Annotated in this window: 16 protein-coding genes and 1 tRNA gene; all 17 read right to left on the minus strand. The window is 44.5% G+C overall.

Features of this window, described 5'->3' with window-relative positions:
* Position 1: 1 nt before the first annotated feature.
* The 17 genes from AAC052_RS10515 to rpsA all read right to left on the minus strand — a co-directional run bounded on the left by AAC052_RS10515 (position 2) and on the right by rpsA (position 18,621).
* Positions 2-580, minus strand: a complete 579-nt coding sequence (locus tag AAC052_RS10515; RefSeq protein ID WP_317492249.1) for a DUF420 domain-containing protein — start codon at positions 578-580, stop codon at positions 2-4.
* A complete protein-coding gene (locus tag AAC052_RS10520; protein WP_317492250.1) occupies positions 577-1,185 on the minus strand; it encodes a hypothetical protein in 609 nt (202 codons plus the stop codon). Before AAC052_RS10520 ends, AAC052_RS10515 begins: the two co-directional genes overlap by 4 nt.
* A 73-nt stretch (positions 1,186-1,258) precedes the next feature.
* Entirely contained in the window at positions 1,259-1,588 is a 330-nt protein-coding gene (locus AAC052_RS10525; protein WP_317492251.1) for a cytochrome C oxidase subunit IV family protein, read from the minus strand.
* 27 nt (positions 1,589-1,615) lie between these two features.
* Positions 1,616-2,365 (minus strand): cytochrome c oxidase subunit 3, encoded by a 750-nt coding sequence (locus tag AAC052_RS10530; RefSeq protein WP_317492252.1) that lies wholly within the window; start codon positions 2,363-2,365, stop codon positions 1,616-1,618.
* A gap of 16 nt (positions 2,366-2,381) precedes the next feature.
* Positions 2,382-2,963, minus strand: coding sequence for a cytochrome c oxidase subunit 3 (locus AAC052_RS10535; protein WP_317492361.1), 582 nt, complete (start codon positions 2,961-2,963; stop codon positions 2,382-2,384).
* The gene (cyoE, locus tag AAC052_RS10540) at positions 2,963-3,856 is read right to left on the minus strand and encodes a heme o synthase (protein WP_317492253.1); all 894 of its coding nucleotides are present in this window, start codon (positions 3,854-3,856) and stop codon (positions 2,963-2,965) included. The genes AAC052_RS10535 and cyoE overlap by 1 nt, the downstream gene beginning before the upstream one ends.
* Entirely contained in the window at positions 3,853-4,917 is a 1,065-nt protein-coding gene (locus AAC052_RS10545; RefSeq protein WP_339813113.1) for a COX15/CtaA family protein, read from the minus strand. Before AAC052_RS10545 ends, cyoE begins: the two co-directional genes overlap by 4 nt.
* Positions 4,901-6,775, minus strand: coding sequence for a cbb3-type cytochrome c oxidase subunit I (locus AAC052_RS10550; protein WP_339813114.1), 1,875 nt, complete (start codon positions 6,773-6,775; stop codon positions 4,901-4,903). The genes AAC052_RS10545 and AAC052_RS10550 overlap by 17 nt, the downstream gene beginning before the upstream one ends.
* Positions 6,776-6,787: 12 nt before the next feature.
* Positions 6,788-7,882 (minus strand): cytochrome c oxidase subunit II, encoded by a 1,095-nt coding sequence (locus AAC052_RS10555; RefSeq protein ID WP_317492256.1) that lies wholly within the window; start codon positions 7,880-7,882, stop codon positions 6,788-6,790.
* A 23-nt stretch (positions 7,883-7,905) separates the two neighbouring features.
* Positions 7,906-9,198, minus strand: a complete 1,293-nt coding sequence (locus tag AAC052_RS10560) for a quinol:cytochrome C oxidoreductase (RefSeq protein WP_339813116.1) — start codon at positions 9,196-9,198, stop codon at positions 7,906-7,908.
* 22 nt (positions 9,199-9,220) lie between these two features.
* On the minus strand, positions 9,221-9,880 hold the full coding sequence (locus tag AAC052_RS10565; RefSeq protein WP_317492258.1) for a cytochrome c: 660 nt from the start codon (positions 9,878-9,880) through the stop codon (positions 9,221-9,223).
* Positions 9,864-10,388 (minus strand): DUF3341 domain-containing protein, encoded by a 525-nt coding sequence (locus AAC052_RS10570; RefSeq protein WP_317492259.1) that lies wholly within the window; start codon positions 10,386-10,388, stop codon positions 9,864-9,866. Before AAC052_RS10570 ends, AAC052_RS10565 begins: the two co-directional genes overlap by 17 nt.
* Before the next feature lie 4 nt (positions 10,389-10,392).
* Entirely contained in the window at positions 10,393-11,760 is a 1,368-nt protein-coding gene (gene nrfD, locus AAC052_RS10575; RefSeq protein WP_317492260.1) for an NrfD/PsrC family molybdoenzyme membrane anchor subunit, read from the minus strand.
* Between the two features lie 10 nt (positions 11,761-11,770).
* Positions 11,771-14,884 carry a TAT-variant-translocated molybdopterin oxidoreductase gene (locus AAC052_RS10580; protein WP_339813118.1) on the minus strand — a complete coding sequence of 1,038 codons (3,114 nt, stop codon included), beginning with the start codon at positions 14,882-14,884 and terminating at the stop codon, positions 11,771-11,773.
* A gap of 25 nt (positions 14,885-14,909) precedes the next feature.
* Positions 14,910-16,226: a c-type cytochrome gene (locus AAC052_RS10585; RefSeq protein ID WP_339813121.1), complete on the minus strand. Its 1,317-nt coding sequence runs from the start codon at positions 16,224-16,226 to the stop codon at positions 14,910-14,912.
* A 260-nt stretch (positions 16,227-16,486) separates the two neighbouring features.
* Positions 16,487-16,557: transfer RNA gene (locus AAC052_RS10590), tRNA-Cys, on the minus strand.
* A 108-nt stretch (positions 16,558-16,665) separates the two neighbouring features.
* Positions 16,666-18,621, minus strand: coding sequence for a 30S ribosomal protein S1 (rpsA, locus tag AAC052_RS10595; protein WP_339813124.1), 1,956 nt, complete (start codon positions 18,619-18,621; stop codon positions 16,666-16,668).
* Positions 18,622-18,837: the final 216 nt, after the last annotated feature.

The following is an 18,837-nucleotide window of genomic DNA, read 5'->3' on the forward strand; positions in this document are numbered from 1 at the left end:
TTCATGTATAAAAAGGTCTGATCATAAAATAGACAATCACTCCGGTAACTGACACATAAAGCCAGATCGGGTATCCGAACTTCACAGCCTTTTTGTGTTTTTCAATCTGTCCGGTGAGTGCAAAATACAATGCCATAAGCACAAAAGGAACCACAACAATAGAAAGCCCTATGTGCGACAGCAAGGTAATCAGGTAAATGGTTCTGCTATTGCCCATTGCCGCCATTTCCGCTTCCGAAAGTAGCCCATCCGCATTGGTGTCGCCGTACTTCACCGATGGCACAGACGCATGGTAAATAATGTACGAAACAAGAAAAATGGCGCCCAACGCAAATGCGCCCAGCATCACTGCCCGGTGATGATCCACCTTTTTATTCTTGATGAAATACAGTCCAAGTAACAACAAGGCCGCCGTTGCGCTGTTAATCACGGCATTCAAATGAGGCAAAAACTTTACCCAATCTCCAGCATTTAACCTTGCTGGCATGAATATCAATACAGCCACTGCCACTGGAATGATCACCGAAACAACGCTTATCCAGCGTAAATAATTAGGCGTAGTATTTGAAACAGCACTCATTTTTCCTGCATTAAAACATCCAACTCAACTAACAATCTATCCATCTCACCCTTTTCAGCACTTGCGTAAAAGCCCCTAACCCGACCGACCTTATCTACCAACACAATTCTGCTCTTCGAACCCTCGGTTTTGAGGGTGAATTGAGAAAGCAGTAGTTGACAATTCATCAGCTTTTCCAAGCCATCAGCACAGGCTGATGTCACCACCCAATACTTGATTTCTGCTTGTGAAACAGCTAGCTTATCCCACTTATCCACCTGCTCCTCATTGCTCATGGTGATTAACCGATAATCCAGCGGTTTGGTTTCTTCCACCAGCCTTCTCATTTCATTCATTTCACCTGCTATATCCATTTTAGAAGGGTCAGGGAAATGAAAGAGATAGGTTTGCTGGTCGCCCAGCACCACTACATTGGTGCTGTCGCAGGTAAGCTTGCTTACGGTATAGCCAGCTGAAACTGTTCCGCAATCGGCTGACACATATGCCGTTTCCGGGTACACCGGCAGAGCGTACATGTTTTCGCCGAAAGCTTGCAGAAAGAGATAAATAGACACCGGCAGCCCGAGCGTTACAATTAGAATAATTCCCTTTATCAGCTTGCTCATGAATGGTATGAGGGTACAAACAAAACATGCCGGTAGGTATACCGGCATGCTACTATCTTTTACGTCGCTAAACTTATCGCACCAGTAGCACTTGACCACCCTGATAAATCAATGCTATGATCAGCCATACCAGAAATATCAAAGGAATCAAAATAGACCAGATAAGGGTCTTTACTTCGTGGCCAAGGTGCATAAATTCGCTTACTATGTAAAACGCTTTTACGATAGTCAAAGCTATGAAGACAGCAGTCCTCAAAATCCCTGCATCAACCGTAAAGGCAATGGCAAACTCAATCATTGTAATGACAAACAAGATCAGTGTTACCTTCAAGAACAGTCTGATTTTCGCCTTATCGACTGGCTGAACTACAACTGTTGATTCTTCGTGATGTTCTGCTGACATTTTACTAATTGTTTATAGAACGGAAAATTAAACCAAATAGAAGAAGGTAAATACAAACACCCATACAAGGTCTACAAAGTGCCAGTACAAACCGACCTTTTCGACCATTTCGTAATGCCCCACTTTCTCAAGCTTACCTACTGTTGCCTGATAGAATATCAGGAAGTTAAGGCATACCCCACTAAATACGTGGAAGCCGTGAAAGCCTGTGATAAAGAAGAACAAAGCCGCAAAGTTAGGCGGGCCATATTGATTTTGTGACAGGTTGGCTCCATGAATGAAAGTGCCGTCCAATAATCTGCCACCCTCTTCTGTGCCTACTATAAAGTGCGTCCACTCCCAAGCCTGGCAGCCTAAGAAGGCAAGTCCGCCCAGAATCGTCCAAAGCATCCACTTTTCGACACCCTTCCTGTCCATACGCTGACCAGCTTCCACAGCAAGCACCATGGTTACACTACTCAAGATCAGGACAAAAGTCATAATACCCACAAACACCAGCGGCAAAGATATGCCGTGAAGGAAAGGAACAGCTTCGAATACTTTTTCAGGTATTGGCCAGTACTCCTGCGAGAAAACGAATTCGTCGGGGCTGCCCTGAAATGCAGGGTGGCTGAAACGGATCATTCCGTAGGCAATCAAAAGGCCAGAAAAAGAAAAGGCATCGGAAAGCAGGAAGAACCACATCATAAGCTTGCCATAGCTCGCTTTTAGGGGCTCATTACCTCCCATCCAGAGGTCCTTGTCAGAATCGGATGCAACTACTGCAGTGCTAGACATAGACGATTAGTTCAGATTAATTATTTAATAATAAAAATAAGTACAAATATATCCAAAGTCCACTCAGGAAGTGCCAGAATGTTGTACACATTTCAATCTGGGTCATACTTTTTGAGTGTACCTTAAATCTCAGGGTCGAAATTAAAACAATAATCAAAAAAACAATACCTGCCGCCAGGTGAAAGGCATGTAAACCTGTCAAAACGTAGATAAAAGATCCTGCCGGGTTACCGACAAAGAAAACCTGTTGATCAACCAGCTGCCCCCAGCCGAGATACTGCACAATCAGAAAAACCAGAGAAAGTGCCAACGTAGCGCCAACAGCAACCTTAATTTGAGAAAGATTGTCTTTTTTAGCCGACCAGTACGCCCACTGCATAGTGGCACTGCTCAACAGCACAACAATGCTGGAGTAAACAAAAGCCTGAGGTAAGTCAAAAATCAGCCAGGCTCCTTCTGATTGCTTCACCACATACGCACTGGTGAGTGAAGCAAATATCATTACGATAGATACTATAAACAGCCAAAGCAAAAACTTCCTGGGGTGCATCGATAGCACCTGAGCGGGAGTTTCTATATCTGATTTTTTGGCGCTCATCATAATTTATCTAGTAAAAAGGCTATTTGAACAACTGGCAGGTAAATAAATGAAGCAAACATCAGCTTCAGCGCAGCCTCACGGGTGCAGTCCCTTATCAGGATAAAAGTTTGGCTTAGAAACAATACACCGCAAATAGTAGCTACCACCGCAGAATTTATTCCTGTGATGCCAAAGTAAGCTGGCAACAACCCGAGCGGAAGCAAAAACAGTGTGTAAATCATGATGTTCACAGCCGTAGTGAAATCCTTCTTTCCGCCGAAAGGCAATAGCTTAAATCCTGCTTTTTTATAATCTTCATCCGCTACCCAGGCAATCGCCCAGAAATGCGGAAACTGCCAGATAAACTGGATGCCAAAGATGATCAACGCTTCGTGTGTAATAGCACCCGTGGCCGCTACCCATCCCAGCAAAGGTGGAAGTGCTCCGGGAATTGCTCCCACAAACACAGCGATAGGCCCTACCCGCTTCAGCGGGGTGTAAACAAAGCTGTACAACACCATCGACACGACAGACAGCACCACAGTAAGCGGGTTCGCATAAACCAGGATCAGCCCCAGCCCTATGGCAATTACCATCGCAGCAAAAACGATGGCTTCGCCAACTCCTACCCGATTGGTAGGCAATGGCCGACCCATCGTCCTCTTCATCAATCTATCGAGATCCTTCTCTATCACCTGATTGATAGTGATACTGCCTCCGGAGATCAAAAACCCACCAAGCGACAAAAAGCCCAATGTAGCCCAGTCAACAGCCCCTCTGGCTCCCAGCAAGTAGCCAAAACCACACGAAAAGGCCACCAGAAAAGAGAGCCTGAATTTAAGCAATTCGTAGTAGGCCTTTAACCTCCCAATGACGACAAAACCCGGCGATATGTATGAAGCTTGATTCAAATCGAGTGTTTAATATTGAGCGCACCTTTTCTACTGATGCGGAGAAACAAATATACCTGAAAACCGAACACTACGCTTGCCAAAAGCAAATGAATCGGCTGTAGAAAGGCAGGAATGGAGAAATAACCCATTGCTGCTCCCGAAACAATCTCAAGAAATACCACTAGTGTCAAAACTGCCGAGAATTTAATGGAAAATGAAAGCGGAGAAGTCGTCCACAAAAAGTACGTTAGCAGCACATGTCCGATGAGCAACGCCCATGAAAAAGATCTGTGGAAGTAAAACTTAAAGCCGATCCAATCAAGTACTGCACTGCGCTCTATCCCGGAAGACAGCCCGGAATCCACGCCTTCTCTCACGTTGATGCCAACAATCAATTGGACAATAAACAACGCTGCACACCCCAGCAATAGCCATTTTACATTTTTAGAGTCCCCGACTGTTTCCTTTTCGGCAACTGGTGGGTCAACCACAAAATAGGTATATATAAGCAGCATAACGATCAGCAGTGCCAGTAGCATGTGAAAGGAGATCATTCCTGGAAGCAAATTCGTAGAAACTACAATTGAGCCGACCCAACCCTGAAAAACTACCCCTACAAATGCCAGCAACGAAAATATAAATACTTTCGGCTGCGTCTTTCTGAATCGAATGGAGTAAACAAAAGTGGCGAAAATAAGCATCCCTATCACCACTCCCACCAACCGGTTCACATATTCTATCCATGTTCTCAATGGATTGAAGTCAGCCTCTTCCCTCACCGATGGATCGTTCTTCAACTTGTTGGCTGTATCGGAAAAACCTAACTTTTCAAGGTAGCCTGTCAGTCGAATATTCTTCTGGTGTCTCTTTTCTGAATACACTTCCTTGTAATTGGCGGGGAGCTGCTCAACACTGGTTGGTGGTACCCAGTTGCCAAAACACTTTGGCCAATCCGGACAACCCATACCCGAACCAGAACTTCTAACAATGCCGCCTACCAAAATCAAAAGGTAGACGGCAATGATAGTACTTATAGTAAGTTGTTTGTATCTCTTTAGAGACTTAGGATTTTCCTGCATTAGCAGCTTTCACTTCTATCCCTTCTTCCTTCAACTGCTCTATTTCGTGGGGTAGGTTCGACTCTGGTGTCTCCGTTAAAGGAATGTGCTGCGGTATGAAGTCTTCTGGAGCGCCCGGCTTGCTATAATCATATGGCCAGCGATAAACCTTAGGAATATCACCTTCCCAGTTACCGTGCCCGGGCACTCTTGGTGTAGTCCACTCCAATGTGTTGCTTCCCCAAGGGTTAGCTGGTGCCTTTCTACCTCTGAATATGTTGTAGAAGAAGTTGAAAAGGAAGATAAACTGCGCAGAGAAAGTAATGATAGCAGCCACACTCACGAATGTATTCAGGTCAGTAAAATCCTGGAATGCATCGAAGTTAGTGAATGAATAATAGCGACGTGGGAAACCTGCGATACCAATATAGTGAAGCGGGAAGAACACCAGATAAACACCAACAAAAGTTAGCCAGAAGTGGATATATCCTAACTTCTCATTCATCATTCTACCAAACATTTTAGGGAACCAATGGTAGATACCTGCCATCATTCCAAAGAAGGACGCACTACCCATTACAAGGTGGAAGTGGGCAACCACAAAGTATGTATCATGCAAATTGATGTCCACCGCAGAGTTACCAAGGAAGATTCCCGTTAAACCACCAGAAATAAAGAATGAAACCAGGCCGATAGAAAACAACATAGCTGGCGTAAATATTATATTTCCTCTCCAAAGTGTCGTTAAGTAGTTGAATGCTTTCACGGCACTTGGCACCGCAATGATCAATGTCAGGAACATGAAAATAGATCCAAGGAATGGACTTAGCCCTGACACGAACATATGGTGCGCCCAAACCACGAACGAAAGAATAGTGATTCCAAGGAGCGATAAAATCATCGCCTTGTAACCAAAAATAGGCTTTCTTGAGTTTGTAGCGATAACTTCAGAGGTGATTCCCAAAGCCGGAAGAATTACAATATATACCTCCGGGTGACCGAGGAACCAGAACAAATGCTGGTATAGTATTGGGCTACCGCCAACGTTCGGCAGAGCCTCCCCTCCTATGTAGATATCTGACAAATAGAAGCTGGTACCAAATGATCTGTCAAATACAAGCAGCAACGCTGCAGAAAACAATACAGGGAAAGAAAGTATACCAATAACGGCTGTCAAAAAGAACGCCCATATCGTCAGTGGTAGTCTGAAAAATGACATACCCTGCGTACGGAGGTTAATCACGGTGGTCACATAGTTAATACCACCCAGCAACGATGACACGATGAAGAAAACCATGGCCACCAACCAAAGTGTCATTCCAAGCCCCGATCCCTGCATGGCCGTTGGCAACGCACTCAAAGGTGGGTATACTGTCCAACCCGCTGATGCTGGTCCGGTTTCTATAAAGAATGAAATGAACATGATAACTCCTGATAGAAAGAAGAACCAGTATGACAACATATTCAAGAAGCCAGACGCCATATCTCTTGCACCAATTTGCAACGGGATAAGGAAGTTACTAAAGGTACCACTCAACCCCGCCGTCAAAACGAAGAACACCATAATGGTGCCATGCATAGTAACAAGAGCCAGGTAAAATTCAGAATCAATTTGTCCAGTGGATGTGATCCATTTGCCCAGGATTGGTCTAAGCCATTCCAGGTTCATGTCTGGAAACCCTAATTGTAAACGGAATATGATAGACAATCCACCACCAATAAGCGCCCAAATAATTCCAGTGATAAGGAACTGCTTAGCAATTGTCTTATGGTCAGTGCTGAAAATATATTTCTCAACGAAATTTAGCTCGTGGTGCTCATGGTCATGGGCATCGTCGTGACCTATATGTTCGTTTGTATGTACTGCTGTTGTTGACATAACAAATTTAATTTAAAATGCTCCTACCATTTCTTCCTCTTCTTCAAGGCCAGTAACAGCCTGTACTTCCGGATTGTTTTCCATTCCGGAAGAAATTATAGCCACCTCTTTCAAGTGTTGAGGAACACTCGAAAGGTATGATGGATTTTTAGCCAGCCATGCCTGCTGCTCATTGTACCACTTATAGTAATCGGCAGGCTCGTCAACAACGATGAGGTATCTCATCGCAAAGTGACCCTTTCCGCAAATTTTGTTGCACACCAACTCATAGTTGAATTCCGGGTTCCCTGTTTCCTCCCTCATGTCTTGCGTGCTCTTTGTTGGCGTAAACCAAAAAGTGGTTGGCATACCCGGAACAGCATTCATCTGAAGCCTGAAATGAGGAGCGTACACACTGTGTATTACGTCTCTCGCCCTGATATTAAACTTGACCGGCTTTCCCTTAGGGACATGGATTTCTCTTGGGATAAAGTCATCAAAAGAGGCTTTGTCTTTGAAGTCCATGCCCATAGCGTTTTCAGCATCAATCAGGCGGAAATCGTAGTCTCCAAGTTGCTTGTCTTTACCAGGGTAGCGAACAGACCAGGCAAACTGATACCCCATCACTTCTACCACTTCAGCTTCATCTGGTGCCTTGTCGGTAATGCTTACCCATGCTCTCCAGCCAGAAAAAATAAGAAGCGTCAAAACAATGGCGGGAACAATAGTCCACATCATTTCCAGCTTATTATTGTCCGGATAAAACAAAGCCTGATTACCCTCTTTATATCTGTACTTCCAGCCAAAACCGAAAAGTAAAATTTGAGTGATCACGAAAACAATACCTGTTATGGCCATTGTCACCCAGAAAAGCTGATCCGTTACGGCCCCATGCTCAGACGCCAACGGCAGATTGTATCTGTCGAACTCAGTGTATGAATAAATGAAGAACAACAGTAACCCACCAATCAGGAATAAGACACCTAAGCCTGCATTTACTCCGTTACTTTTCGTAACCTTCTTCTTAGAGCTGCCTTTTAGCACATCTACAAGCGTGCTGACCCTGAACAGTGTGAACAGGATAATTGCTACTAAGATTAAACCAATAATTACTACCGCATTGAACATAGCAGATGTTTTTACCTTTCCAGTTAAATATGATGATGTAAGCTTTCCTGCAACATAGGGTGGTTTTTACCAACCAGTGGTGCTTTAGAAAGGTTTAAAAGAACTACATATAAGAAAGCAGCGACAAAAACCGTCAGCATCCCTACTTCCACTAAACCAAAACCACCATTATCCTTCAGTGTCCCCGGAGTAACCATCAAATAGAAGTCCATCCAGTGACCGAAAATCACCGCCGGGCAAACTATTTTAAGTATTCTCGAATGCCTCTTAGAGTCCCTGGTCATTAACACCAGGAAGGGAAAGAAGAAGTTAATCGCAAGATTGAAGTAAAAGAACGGTGCGTAATGACCACTTTTCCATCTTTCCACAAAATATATAGTTTCCTCAGGAATATTAGAGTAGTAAATCAGGAAGAACTGCGAAAACCAGATATAAGTCCAGAAAACACTGAAAGCAAACACAAACTTACCCAAGTCATGCAAATGATTAGCGTCTACTACCTTTAAGTATCCTCTATCCTTCAACAAGACAACCACAAATGTGATTAACGCCAGGCCACTCACCCACCAGCTGGCAAATGCGTACCAACCCATCATCGTGCTGAACCAGTGTGGATCTATCGACATAATCCAATCCCAGGCCGCTATTGAAGAAGAGAATGCAAAGAATACCAGGAATATAGCCGAAAGCTTGCGAAGTCTGAACCAGTAGGAGTCATCACCCACTGTGTCTTCCTCGAACATCAGCGAACGAATCTTGGTGAAGATGAAATACCAAACCCCGAAGAAAAATACGAGGCGAAACAGCCAAAACACCGGCACCGAAGGATGTTCACTCATGGGCCAGTAAAAGAACCCCTTTTTGCCATCGAGTATGGGGTCAAAATCAGGAGATGCAGGATCATACAAATCGTGGTGCGCCCAGTGAAAGATGTCATGTCCTCCTAAAAGGTAGGTTACTAACATTAATACAAATGCGATGGGCAACCAACCGCCAAACGCCAATGGTACTCTCACAATACCAGCTGACCAACCTGCCTGTGCAGCATATTGAATCGCCACAAAGAAAACACCAATGAGAGCAAGTCCACCAAAGAAGACATTGTTGATCCACAAATTAGCCCAAATTCTTTGCATCCAGTTAAAGGCGTGATGCCCCCCTTCAGCTGCCTCAGCCGTCTCTGCACCGTGTGCATCATGTCCCCCACCTGAGCTCATCATAACGATGCCTAGCGCAAGTACTGCTAGCCCTACCACGAGGGTAATGATAAGCCTCTTCTTAGCAGCGGATGTAAATTCGTATCTTTCTTCAGTCATGGATATTGGCTTAAAGAATTAATTATTGTCTTTGAAGAGTTTGTACATACCTAACTATTTTCCATCTGTCCTCCACACTTACCTGAGAAGCATGAGAATACATCCTCCCTTTTCCGTAGGTAATTACATGGAAAATATGCCCAGCTGGTGCATCTTTCACTGCTCTTGAATTATAAGGAGTGACGCCTTTATACACTTTGCCTACAGGCCCGTCTCCTTGTCCGGTGTCTCCATGACAATGGCGGCAATAACGTAGGAACAGCGCCTTACCATCACTGATAACAGAAGCAGTTGAATCCAAAGGATTCTTCATCACTCTGCCAGCAAGTGCAAATGAATCTTTAGGGATTCTGTAAGGAAGGTAACCGTTAGCATTTCTCTTAACCGTTCCTTCAACTGGCATTCTCATGGTCATGCCGCTCGGATTAAGCGGATTCGAATTATAAAACTCAGCGGGCCCCTCGTCGAGCGATGTCAACCATCTACCTGCCTCCTCGTCCTGCACCTGCGAAAGCTGCTCGTAAGGTACCGAATGATACATCTGAGGAGCATACTCAACACCTGGATAATCTCCCTTAGCAGCGCATCCCGCTAGCAACAGCAACCCAGACAGTTGAAATAGTTTCTTTACAATATGATTATTTCCTATCATCTCCTGTGTCTCTTTAAAATACCTTTTCATTTACTTCAGAAGCACCGCTGTCCTTCAAGCTTTTCTTTATATCGGCTTCCGCAAGCTTGTTTTTCGACAAATCGATCGCCATAATATGCTTATCGTCAGTACTTCTGATATCAAATATCTTCGGCTTTCCCCAAGGCTTAAGGTTGCTAACCACAAAGAAGGTACCTACCATTCCAAATGAAGCCAAAAGCACTGTAAGCTCAAATGACACAGGTATAAAGGATGGCAAAGGCAGATAGTCCTTACCACCGATGATCATAGGCCAGTCAACAGTCATCATGCCAATTTGCATGGTTAGTGCCAAACTGGTTCCCAGCAAGCCGAAAAGAAAAGCAGCTATTGGTAGCCTCGATCTTCTGTAGCCAAGAGCGTCATCCAATCCATGTACAGGAAAAGGTGTGAAAACCTCATGGATTTTAACCCCACCATTTCTCACGGCTTTCACCGCATTCAACAGGGTTACCTCATTGTCATAAACCCCAAGTATGTATTTACTATCTGATGACATCGGATTATTTTTTTACTTTTTCAGAATCAGAAATAATAATGCTCTTCACTTCAGCAATGTTGATCACCGGGAAATATTTAGCAAACAATAAGAATGCTGTGAAGAAAAATCCAAAGGAGAACATATACATACCCACATCATATCTGGTTGGGTAAAACATTGCCCAGCTAGATGGAAGATAATCACGATGGATCGATGTAACGATGATTACAAACCGCTCGAACCACATACCTATGTTCACAACAATAGAAAGCACAAATGTGGAAGCCAGGTTGGTACGAATCTTCTTGAACCAGAAAAGCTGCGGCGAAATAACGTTACACGTCATCATGGAAGCATAGGCCCACCAGTAAGGACCTGATACCCTGTTGATAAAAGCATACTGCTCGTACTCAACACCAGAATACCAGGCGATGAAAAGTTCAGTAATATAGGCCACTCCCACGATCGAGCCAGTAATGATGATAACGATGTTCATCAATTCGATGTGCTCGATAGTAATATAGTCCTCAAGTTTGTACACCTTTCTGGTAACCAAAAGAAGCGTCAACACCATAGCAAAACCAGAGAAAATCGCACCAGCAACGAAGTATGGTGGGAAAATAGTGGTGTGCCAGCCGGGTATTACAGAGGTGGCAAAGTCAAACGATACAATGGTGTGAACCGAAAGTACAAGGGGTGTAGCTAATCCGGCGAGGATCAGGGCTACAGACTCATATCTCGACCATGTTTTGGCAGCGCCATCCCAGGCAAAGCTCAAGGCACCGTAAACCGCTTTGGCTATTGGTCCTGTGGCTCTGTCTCTGATGGTAGCAAAATCGGGAATAAGTCCGATGTACCAGAAAACGAGGGATACAGAGAAATATGTACTAATAGCGAAAAAGTCCCATAGTAGTGGTGAGTTGAAGTTCACCCACAGCGATCCGAAGGTGTTGGGAAGCGGGATAGCCCAGTACATTCCTAACCACGGACGACCCATGTGCAAAATCGGGAACATCAGTGCACAGATTACAGCGAAAATAGTCATCGCTTCTGCCGCTCTGTTGATCGACATTCTCCACTTCTGACGGAAAAGCAAAAGGATAGCAGAAATTAGTGTTCCTGCGTGACCAATACCCACCCACCATACGAAGTTTGTAATATCCCAAGCCCAGCCAACGGTCTTGTTAAGACCCCACATGCCTATACCGTCCCAAACGGTTCGGTAAACAGCATATCCGCCAACCATGAGAAGACCCAAAGCCACCGTGATGGCAAACATCCACGTTTTGGTTGGCTTCTGCTCTACCCTTGAGCAAATATCTTCGGTAACATCGTGGACGGTCTTTCCATTGGTTACCAGAGGGTTTCTTACTGATGCTACTGCTTGCATAGTATCGATCTTAGGCTTGATTATCAGTTAATTCTTTATTTCTAATCTTCGTGAAATACCAAACGTTTGGTTTCACACCAATTTCCTCGAGCACATTGTAAGCTCTTTCTTCCTTCACTTCCGTGTCGCCTTCTTCAGTAGCAGAAAGACGAAGTAGCTGAGAAATTCTGCTGTTAGAATCTTTCATATCACCAAACACGATGGCTTCTGTAGGACACGCAGTAGCACAAGCTGTAGAAATCTCACCATCAACAGGGCGTCGGCCTTGCTTCTTGGCGTTTAGCTTACCAGCCTGAATTCTCTGCACGCAGAAAGAGCATTTTTCCATCACACCACGGGCTCTAACCACCACGTCCGGATTCAACACCATCTTGCCAAGCTCATTGTTCATGGCAGTGTTGTCAGGGAACTGACGGTTGTCGTGGTATTTGAACCAGTTAAAGCGACGTACTTTGAAAGGACAGTTGTTGGCGCAATACCTAGTACCAATACAACGGTTGTAAGTCATTTGGTTGAGACCTTCAGTGCTGTGAGTAGTGGCAGCAACAGGACAAACAGTCTCACAAGGAGCGTTGTTACACTGCTGACACATCATTGGCTGGAAGGTTACCTCAGGGTTTTCAGCTGCCTTTTCGAGCATACTCAAACCTTCCATCGACTTGTCCTCTTTGTTTCCCTGGCTACTGTAGTACCTGTCGATTCTCAACCAAGCCATTTCACGACGGTTGACAACTTCTTCTTTTCCTACAACCGGAATATTGTTCTCTACCTGGCAAGCCACTGAACAAGCAGCGCAACCAGTACATGAGTTCAGGTCAATCACCATTCCCCAATGGTGGTTGTTGTATTCATGGCCTTTCCAAAGAGATACAGCATTAGGCTTCTTAGGGCCTGAATAGCTGGATATCATTGGCTTGTAACGGCCGGCAGAGGCATCAGCTTTGTATTCAGCAAGCGTAGCCTCCTGAATAACTGTCTCACGCCCCATAAAAGTCTGGTGCGTTTGGGTCTGCGCAATTCTATAGCTTTCTCCTGTTGGCTCAATGGTTACACCAGCCACAGAATAAACAATTCCTTCATTATTTGAGCTCAGCAATGCAAAGGCATTTACACCCACACCATCAGCAACTTTGCCCGCTTTAGTACGGCCATAGCCAAGGGCCAATCCAACAGTGCCAGCTGCCTGGCCTGGCTGAACTACTACTGGCAATGTGACGGTAGCAATACCCGCCTTAACATTTACCTTGGTAGTAAAGCCTTCCTTCATCTCAATGCCCAGTTCGTTGGCAGTGGATTGAGACATGCTGATGTAGTTTTCCCAACAAACCTTGGAAAGTGGATCGGGCATCTCCTGCAACCATGGGTTGTTAGCCTGCTCGCCTGCTCCTATCGCTATACTCTCATAAGTTACCAGCTCTAAACCAGTACCTTTCTTGTATTTACCAGCTACTTTAGTACCAGCAGCGGCTACATCACCTGAAAACTCTACAGCGCTCATTGTAGAGGTTGCGTCGCCCTCAAACACGCCGTTGTATAGGCACTGATCCCAAAATGTCTGGAAGTCAGCGATCTCAGTTTGGCTGGCAAAATGCGTCTCTTTCCAATTTTCCTTGATGAAATCAAGATATGAGGTGGATACATTGCCCCAGGTTAAGAAAGACTGCTGTGCCTGGCGGGTGTTGAATATATTACTGATGGCAGGCTGCGAAAGGCTATATTGCCCTTTGGCTGGCTCAGCATCGTTCCATGATTCCAAATAGTGATTATCAGGGGCTACATAAGTCACCTGAGAGGTGGTTTCATCTACTCTATCGGAAGTCGACAGTGTAAATTTGGCCTTGGAAAGGCTTGAAGCAATTACAGCACCTTTAGGATGGTCGTATACTGGGTTGCAATTGAAGAAGATAACTCCGCTCACTAACCCCTGAGACAGGTCGGTGACGAAAACGTCCATCATAGCGTCGTCTCCCTGTTTCGTCATCACAGGAGCATCCCAGCTGAGCGTGCTTCCGTAGTTGCCAAGCAGGTTATTAATTGCATTGACAACAGTCTGAACGTTGATGTCATTTTCACCCGAGACCACAATCGATGATCCCTTGCTGGCCCAAAGATCATTAGCTGCCTTAGTCAAGGTGGCAGTATCATCAACTTTGGTCACTGAAATGGCCGGTGCTCCTGCCTTAGCGGCAATGAGGTTGTATAAGTTGCCTACATAAAGACCAACCTCTGAAGGACGGATAGGTGACCTGTAGTCAGCGTTTGCTCCTGTAAGAGAAAGGTTTGATTCAAAGCTATAAAGCCTTGACATTTCTTTCTTCTTAGGTCCAAGTTTCCTGGTCTCAGCAAATTGCTTCGAAAAAGCAACAGGATTCAACCATGTTCCTAAGAAATCTGCTCCAAAAGAAACAGTAGTCTTTGATTTATTGAAGTTGTAAGATGGAAAAGCACGAATACCAAATGATGAAAGATTAGCATTCAACGCTCCGCTATAAGACGACGCATCGTAAGTAATTACCTGAGTACTTGGGTAAGCAGCTATGAATTTAGCAATAGCCTTCTTTGTCGAAGGGCTTACGATACTGTGCGTAACGATTTTGATTTGCCCGCCAGCCGCAGCAATCTCTCCTAGCTTGGACTTTACCTCAGCATCAAGCGCATCCCAAGTTACGGCTGCACCAGCTTTCATCGGGTTTTGCAGCCTTTGCTTGTCGTAAAGAGAAAGTACGCTTGCTTCTACCTGAGCAGTTGTTCCTCCGCCTGAGAATTTCGAAAGCTTATTGCCTTCAATTTTGATAGGCCTACCTTCTCTTGTTTTAACTACCACACTGCAGTAGTCGCTACCATTTATATAGGTAGAAGCATAGTAGTTGGCAACGCTTGGGTCGACATCTACTGGCTTGTTAAGGTAAGGTATCGCCTTTCGTATTGGCGCTTCACAAGCTGCCAAAGAAACGGCGGCCACTCCAAATCCCATTAATTTCAGGAAATCACGACGTGAGTTTCCATTTTCATTTTCACTAATTGGGAGGTATTCTGGAAATTCTTTGTCAGCATTCTTAACGAACTCAGGGTCGTTCTTCAGTTGCTCAATTCCCTTCCAATATATTTTAGTATTTTCTTTCATGTTGTCCCAGGAGATGATTTTTCAATTAATAATGACACTTAGCACACTCCAAACCACCGTTGTCTTCGACGGTCATTGGCTTTTTGCTCTTCTTTTCGTGGAGCTCCACTAATTTGTCATAATAAGCGTTATCCTTGGTATTTATTTGTGTTTCTCTATGGCAATTGATACACCAGCCCATTGTTAATGGAGCGAACTGATACACTACATCCATTTCCTGAATCTCTCCATGGCAAGTCTGGCATTCAAGTCCTCCTACCTTCACGTGCTGTGAGTGATTGAAGTACGCCAGGTCAGGCAGGTTGTGAACCCTCACCCATTCGATCGGCTGATTGTTGTCAATAGCGTTGTATATTTTCTGGATTTCAGGAGACATCCCTGTTTGCCCGCCTACATTCTGAATTACCGTATGGCAATTCATACAAATATTGGGCGATGGGATATTGGCTGATTTGCTTGTTCTAACTCCCGTGTGGCAATAGTTACAGTCAATTTCCATTTGACCAGCATGCAGCTTGTGAGAGAATGCAATGGGTTGAGCAGGCTGATATCCTTGCTGAACTCCGACGGTGAACAGACCGTCGATTACGCTCTTGAGCACAATGGCTGTAAAAATGAACACCGCAAAGCCCATGAAGGTATTTCCTTTGAGGGTTTTAACGAGGTCAAACTTGTTCTGAACGACGTCTTTGTCCACTTCGTCGAGGTCGTCCTTTTGAGCAAGGTATTTTGTTAAAACTGACACAATCAGCACCAGCACCAACAGGATCAATGCCAACACTACCAGAAGGCCTATTAGTATGATGTTGATATACTCAGATGGAACACCTGAACCACCTCCCTGAGCTACCTGGCCGTCGGCCGTAGTAGTAGTGGTAGCCGCTGTTTCGGCAGGTTTTGTAGATTCCGCTTTTAAGTAAGCAACAATTGATGTGATTTCTTCGTTTGAGAAATCAAACGAGGTCATTTGAGTCTTGTTGTACTCGTTGTAAAGCTTGACGGCATAGTCGTCGCCGCTTTGAATTACCTTTTGGGAGTTCTGCACGAAGCTGATAATCCATGGCAAAGGTCTGCGAGTGTGAACGTCACGCAAAGCCGGGCCCACAACCCGATCATTCACAGCGTGACACACTGTACAATTTTGCTTGAATAATGCTTCTCCGGCTGAGATGATCGCCGGGTCAGAAGGAATGCCATCGTCCGCTCCGCCTGATGCAGCTTCACCGTCCTGAGCAAACGCTACAGCAGCGGAGAATATTAATGCAACGAGGGATAGACAAAAGGTGCGGGTTAGGTGTCTGCTTTTTTCCTTGAAAGGAGAGAATTTTACAGGTTTTAGCATCTTTTGTGTTGTACCTTTTAGAGTCCTTGCAAATCTAATATGGGAGTCAATCTTTTCAAAAACTTATTTAGAGGTAAATTTTTGTCCGATTTTGAACTACTGTGCAATAATATCTAAAACCTTTGAATACCAATTAATTAAAAGGGCTTATCAATGAAAAAATGATCTATTTAGAATTATTTTAAATTAGGCCAGGATTGAACATTTTGAGGAGGGGTTAAAATAAGAAAAGAGAGGCGAATTGCCTCTCTTTTTTATTGAGGTCGAGAGCGGATTCGAACCGCTGTAGGAGCTTTTGCAGAGCTCTGCCTAGCCACTCGGCCACTCGACCATTTTTGGGACTGCAAATCTAGAAATTATCTATATCAGTCCAAATGTTTCAATGGTAAAACAATCAAAATAAAAAAAGGTGCCGAAGCACCCTTTTCTATTTATTCAGTTATTCTGATTTCTCATCATCAGCGTCGGCTTCATCAGCCTTGGCTTTTTTCGCCTTTGGCTTGGCTGCCTCAGCTGCAGGCTTTTCTTCAGCCTTAGCTTTTGCCGCTGGCTTTTCTTCCTCAGCCTTTGCTGCTGCCTTTGGCTTTGCTGCCTCCTTCTTCGGTGCAGTAGCCTTGCTTTCCATCTGCTCTTTCAATGCTGAAAGTGCTTCAAGATCGCCAAGGGTTGTTTTCTCAGCATCTTTGTTGATTCTGTCAACCGCCTTAGACTTTCCTTTTACATCTTTCTTAGCAGGAGCCGCCTTTGGTCTTTCCTGAGGCTGTGGCTCGCTAAAGATAGCAGTATGAGAAAGAGCAATGCGCTTCTCATCTTTAGAAAACTCCATTACCATGAAGTCAAGTGTTTCTCCAGCTTCAGCAACTGATCCGTCTTCCTTTGTAAGGTTTTTGGTAGTTGAGAACCCTTCCAAACCATAAGGCAATTCAAGGATTGCTCCTTTTTCGCTCTTATTGATGATGGTACACTTATGAACAGATCCTCTGGTGAATACTGTTTCGAAAGTATCCCATGGGTTTTCTTCAAGGTGTTTGTGGCTTAGTGCCAGTCTTCTGTTGTCAACGTCAAGTTCAAGAACGACTACTTCAAGCTCGTCCCCTACTTTCACGAATTCAGATGGATGCTTGATCTTCTTAGTCCACGACAAGTCAGACACGTGTACAAGGCCGTCGATACCTTCTTCAAGCTCGATGAACAAGCCGAAGTTAGTCAGGTTACGAACCACACCTTTGTGCTTGGTGCCTACTGCATAGCTAACGATAAGGTCTTGCTTCGTCCATGGGTCTTCAGAAAGCTGCTTGATGCCAAGTGACATTTTGCGCTCGTCTCTGTCGATAGTCAACACAACCGCTTCGATTTCATCGCCAATGCTGATGAAGTCTTGCGGATTACGCAGGTGCTGAGACCATGACATTTCAGATACGTGGATCAAACCTTCAACGCCAGGAAGCAATTCAAGGAATGCACCGTAGTCTGCTACGTTCACAATCTTGCCCTTCACTTTAGAGCCAATTTCGATCTCTTTGCCAAGTGAATCCCAAGGATGTGACGTAAGTTGTTTCATACCCAGAGAAATACGCTTCTTCTCATCGTCGAAGTCAAGTACAACCACATTGACTTTTGCGTCAAGCTGAAGTACTTCTTCCGGATGGTTGATACGTCCCCAGGAGATATCAGTAATGTGCAACAGGCCGTCTACACCACCAAGGTCGATGAACACACCAAAGTTGGTCATGTTCTTGATCACACCTTCGAGTACCTGACCTTTTTCAAGGTTGTTCAGGATTTCAGCCTTTTGCTTCTCAAGATCTTTCTCGATCAATACTTTGTGAGATACTACCACGTTGTCGTTGGTGTAGTTGATCTTCACAACTTTCACTTCCATTTTCTTGCCAACGAATACATCGAAGTCACGAATTGGCTTCACGTCAATTTGTGAGCCTGGAAGGAATGCCTCAACACCATAGATGTCGACGATAAGACCACCTTTGGTACGGCGTTTCACCATGCCTTCGATCACTTCATCGTGCTCATAAGCGTGTTGGATGGTTTCCCATGCCTTAACGATTTTGGCTTTTCTTCTTGAAAGAACAAGCTGCCCATTGGCATTTTCCTGCTCCTCAATATACACCTGCACTTCGTCGCCGACTTTCAACTCAGGTCTGTCACGAAATTCAGACAGGGCCACAAGTCCGTCGGATTTGAAACCGATGTTAACGATTACGTCACGGTCAGTAATACCTACAACCGTTCCGTTGATCACTTCTTTTTCAGTGATCGAATTAAGAGTGCCTTCATAGAGTTTCTCCATTTCGGCACGCTTTGATTTTGAATAGCCTTCGCCAAATCCTTTGGCTGACAAGCCTTCCCAATCAAATTCTACTGCTGTTTCTTCCATAAAAATAAAGGTCCAAAATTACACTGTTGCAGCAGGACCAGCCCACAACAATATTTAGTTTAAACTCATCCAGAATACCCGGAAGCCCATTCACCCGAATGGGAGCGCAAAATTAGACATTTTTCACTAAGATTAAAAAATAGGCCTGTTAATAACAGGCAAACACATTTAAAAAAAGATTAGTCGAACTTTTTTAAGAGCTGTTTTTTTACCCTT

The organism is uncultured Imperialibacter sp., from assembly GCF_963974565.1.
In the GTDB taxonomy this organism is placed as follows: Bacteria; Bacteroidota; Bacteroidia; order Cytophagales; family Cyclobacteriaceae; genus Imperialibacter; species Imperialibacter roseus.

Coding starts and splice junctions, on each gene's coding strand:
- AAC052_RS10560 (WP_339813116.1), bottom strand. CDS start 9,198: ATGACTGAAGAAAGATACGAATTTACATCCGCTGCTAAGAAGAGGCTT.
- AAC052_RS10515 (WP_317492249.1), bottom strand. CDS start 580: ATGAGTGCTGTTTCAAATACTACGCCTAATTATTTACGCTGGATAAGC.
- AAC052_RS10580 (WP_339813118.1), bottom strand. CDS start 14,884: ATGAAAGAAAATACTAAAATATATTGGAAGGGAATTGAGCAACTGAAG.
- AAC052_RS10545 (WP_339813113.1), bottom strand. CDS start 4,917: ATGCAGGAAAATCCTAAGTCTCTAAAGAGATACAAACAACTTACTATA.
- AAC052_RS10570 (WP_317492259.1), bottom strand. CDS start 10,388: ATGTCATCAGATAGTAAATACATACTTGGGGTTTATGACAATGAGGTA.
- rpsA (WP_339813124.1), bottom strand. CDS start 18,621: ATGGAAGAAACAGCAGTAGAATTTGATTGGGAAGGCTTGTCAGCCAAA.
- AAC052_RS10525 (WP_317492251.1), bottom strand. CDS start 1,588: ATGTCAGCAGAACATCACGAAGAATCAACAGTTGTAGTTCAGCCAGTC.
- AAC052_RS10565 (WP_317492258.1), bottom strand. CDS start 9,880: ATGAAAAGGTATTTTAAAGAGACACAGGAGATGATAGGAAATAATCAT.
- nrfD (WP_317492260.1), bottom strand. CDS start 11,760: ATGCAAGCAGTAGCATCAGTAAGAAACCCTCTGGTAACCAATGGAAAG.
- AAC052_RS10550 (WP_339813114.1), bottom strand. CDS start 6,775: ATGTCAACAACAGCAGTACATACAAACGAACATATAGGTCACGACGAT.
- AAC052_RS10520 (WP_317492250.1), bottom strand. CDS start 1,185: ATGAGCAAGCTGATAAAGGGAATTATTCTAATTGTAACGCTCGGGCTG.
- AAC052_RS10530 (WP_317492252.1), bottom strand. CDS start 2,365: ATGTCTAGCACTGCAGTAGTTGCATCCGATTCTGACAAGGACCTCTGG.
- AAC052_RS10555 (WP_317492256.1), bottom strand. CDS start 7,882: ATGTTCAATGCGGTAGTAATTATTGGTTTAATCTTAGTAGCAATTATC.
- AAC052_RS10585 (WP_339813121.1), bottom strand. CDS start 16,226: ATGCTAAAACCTGTAAAATTCTCTCCTTTCAAGGAAAAAAGCAGACAC.
- AAC052_RS10535 (WP_317492361.1), bottom strand. CDS start 2,963: ATGAGCGCCAAAAAATCAGATATAGAAACTCCCGCTCAGGTGCTATCG.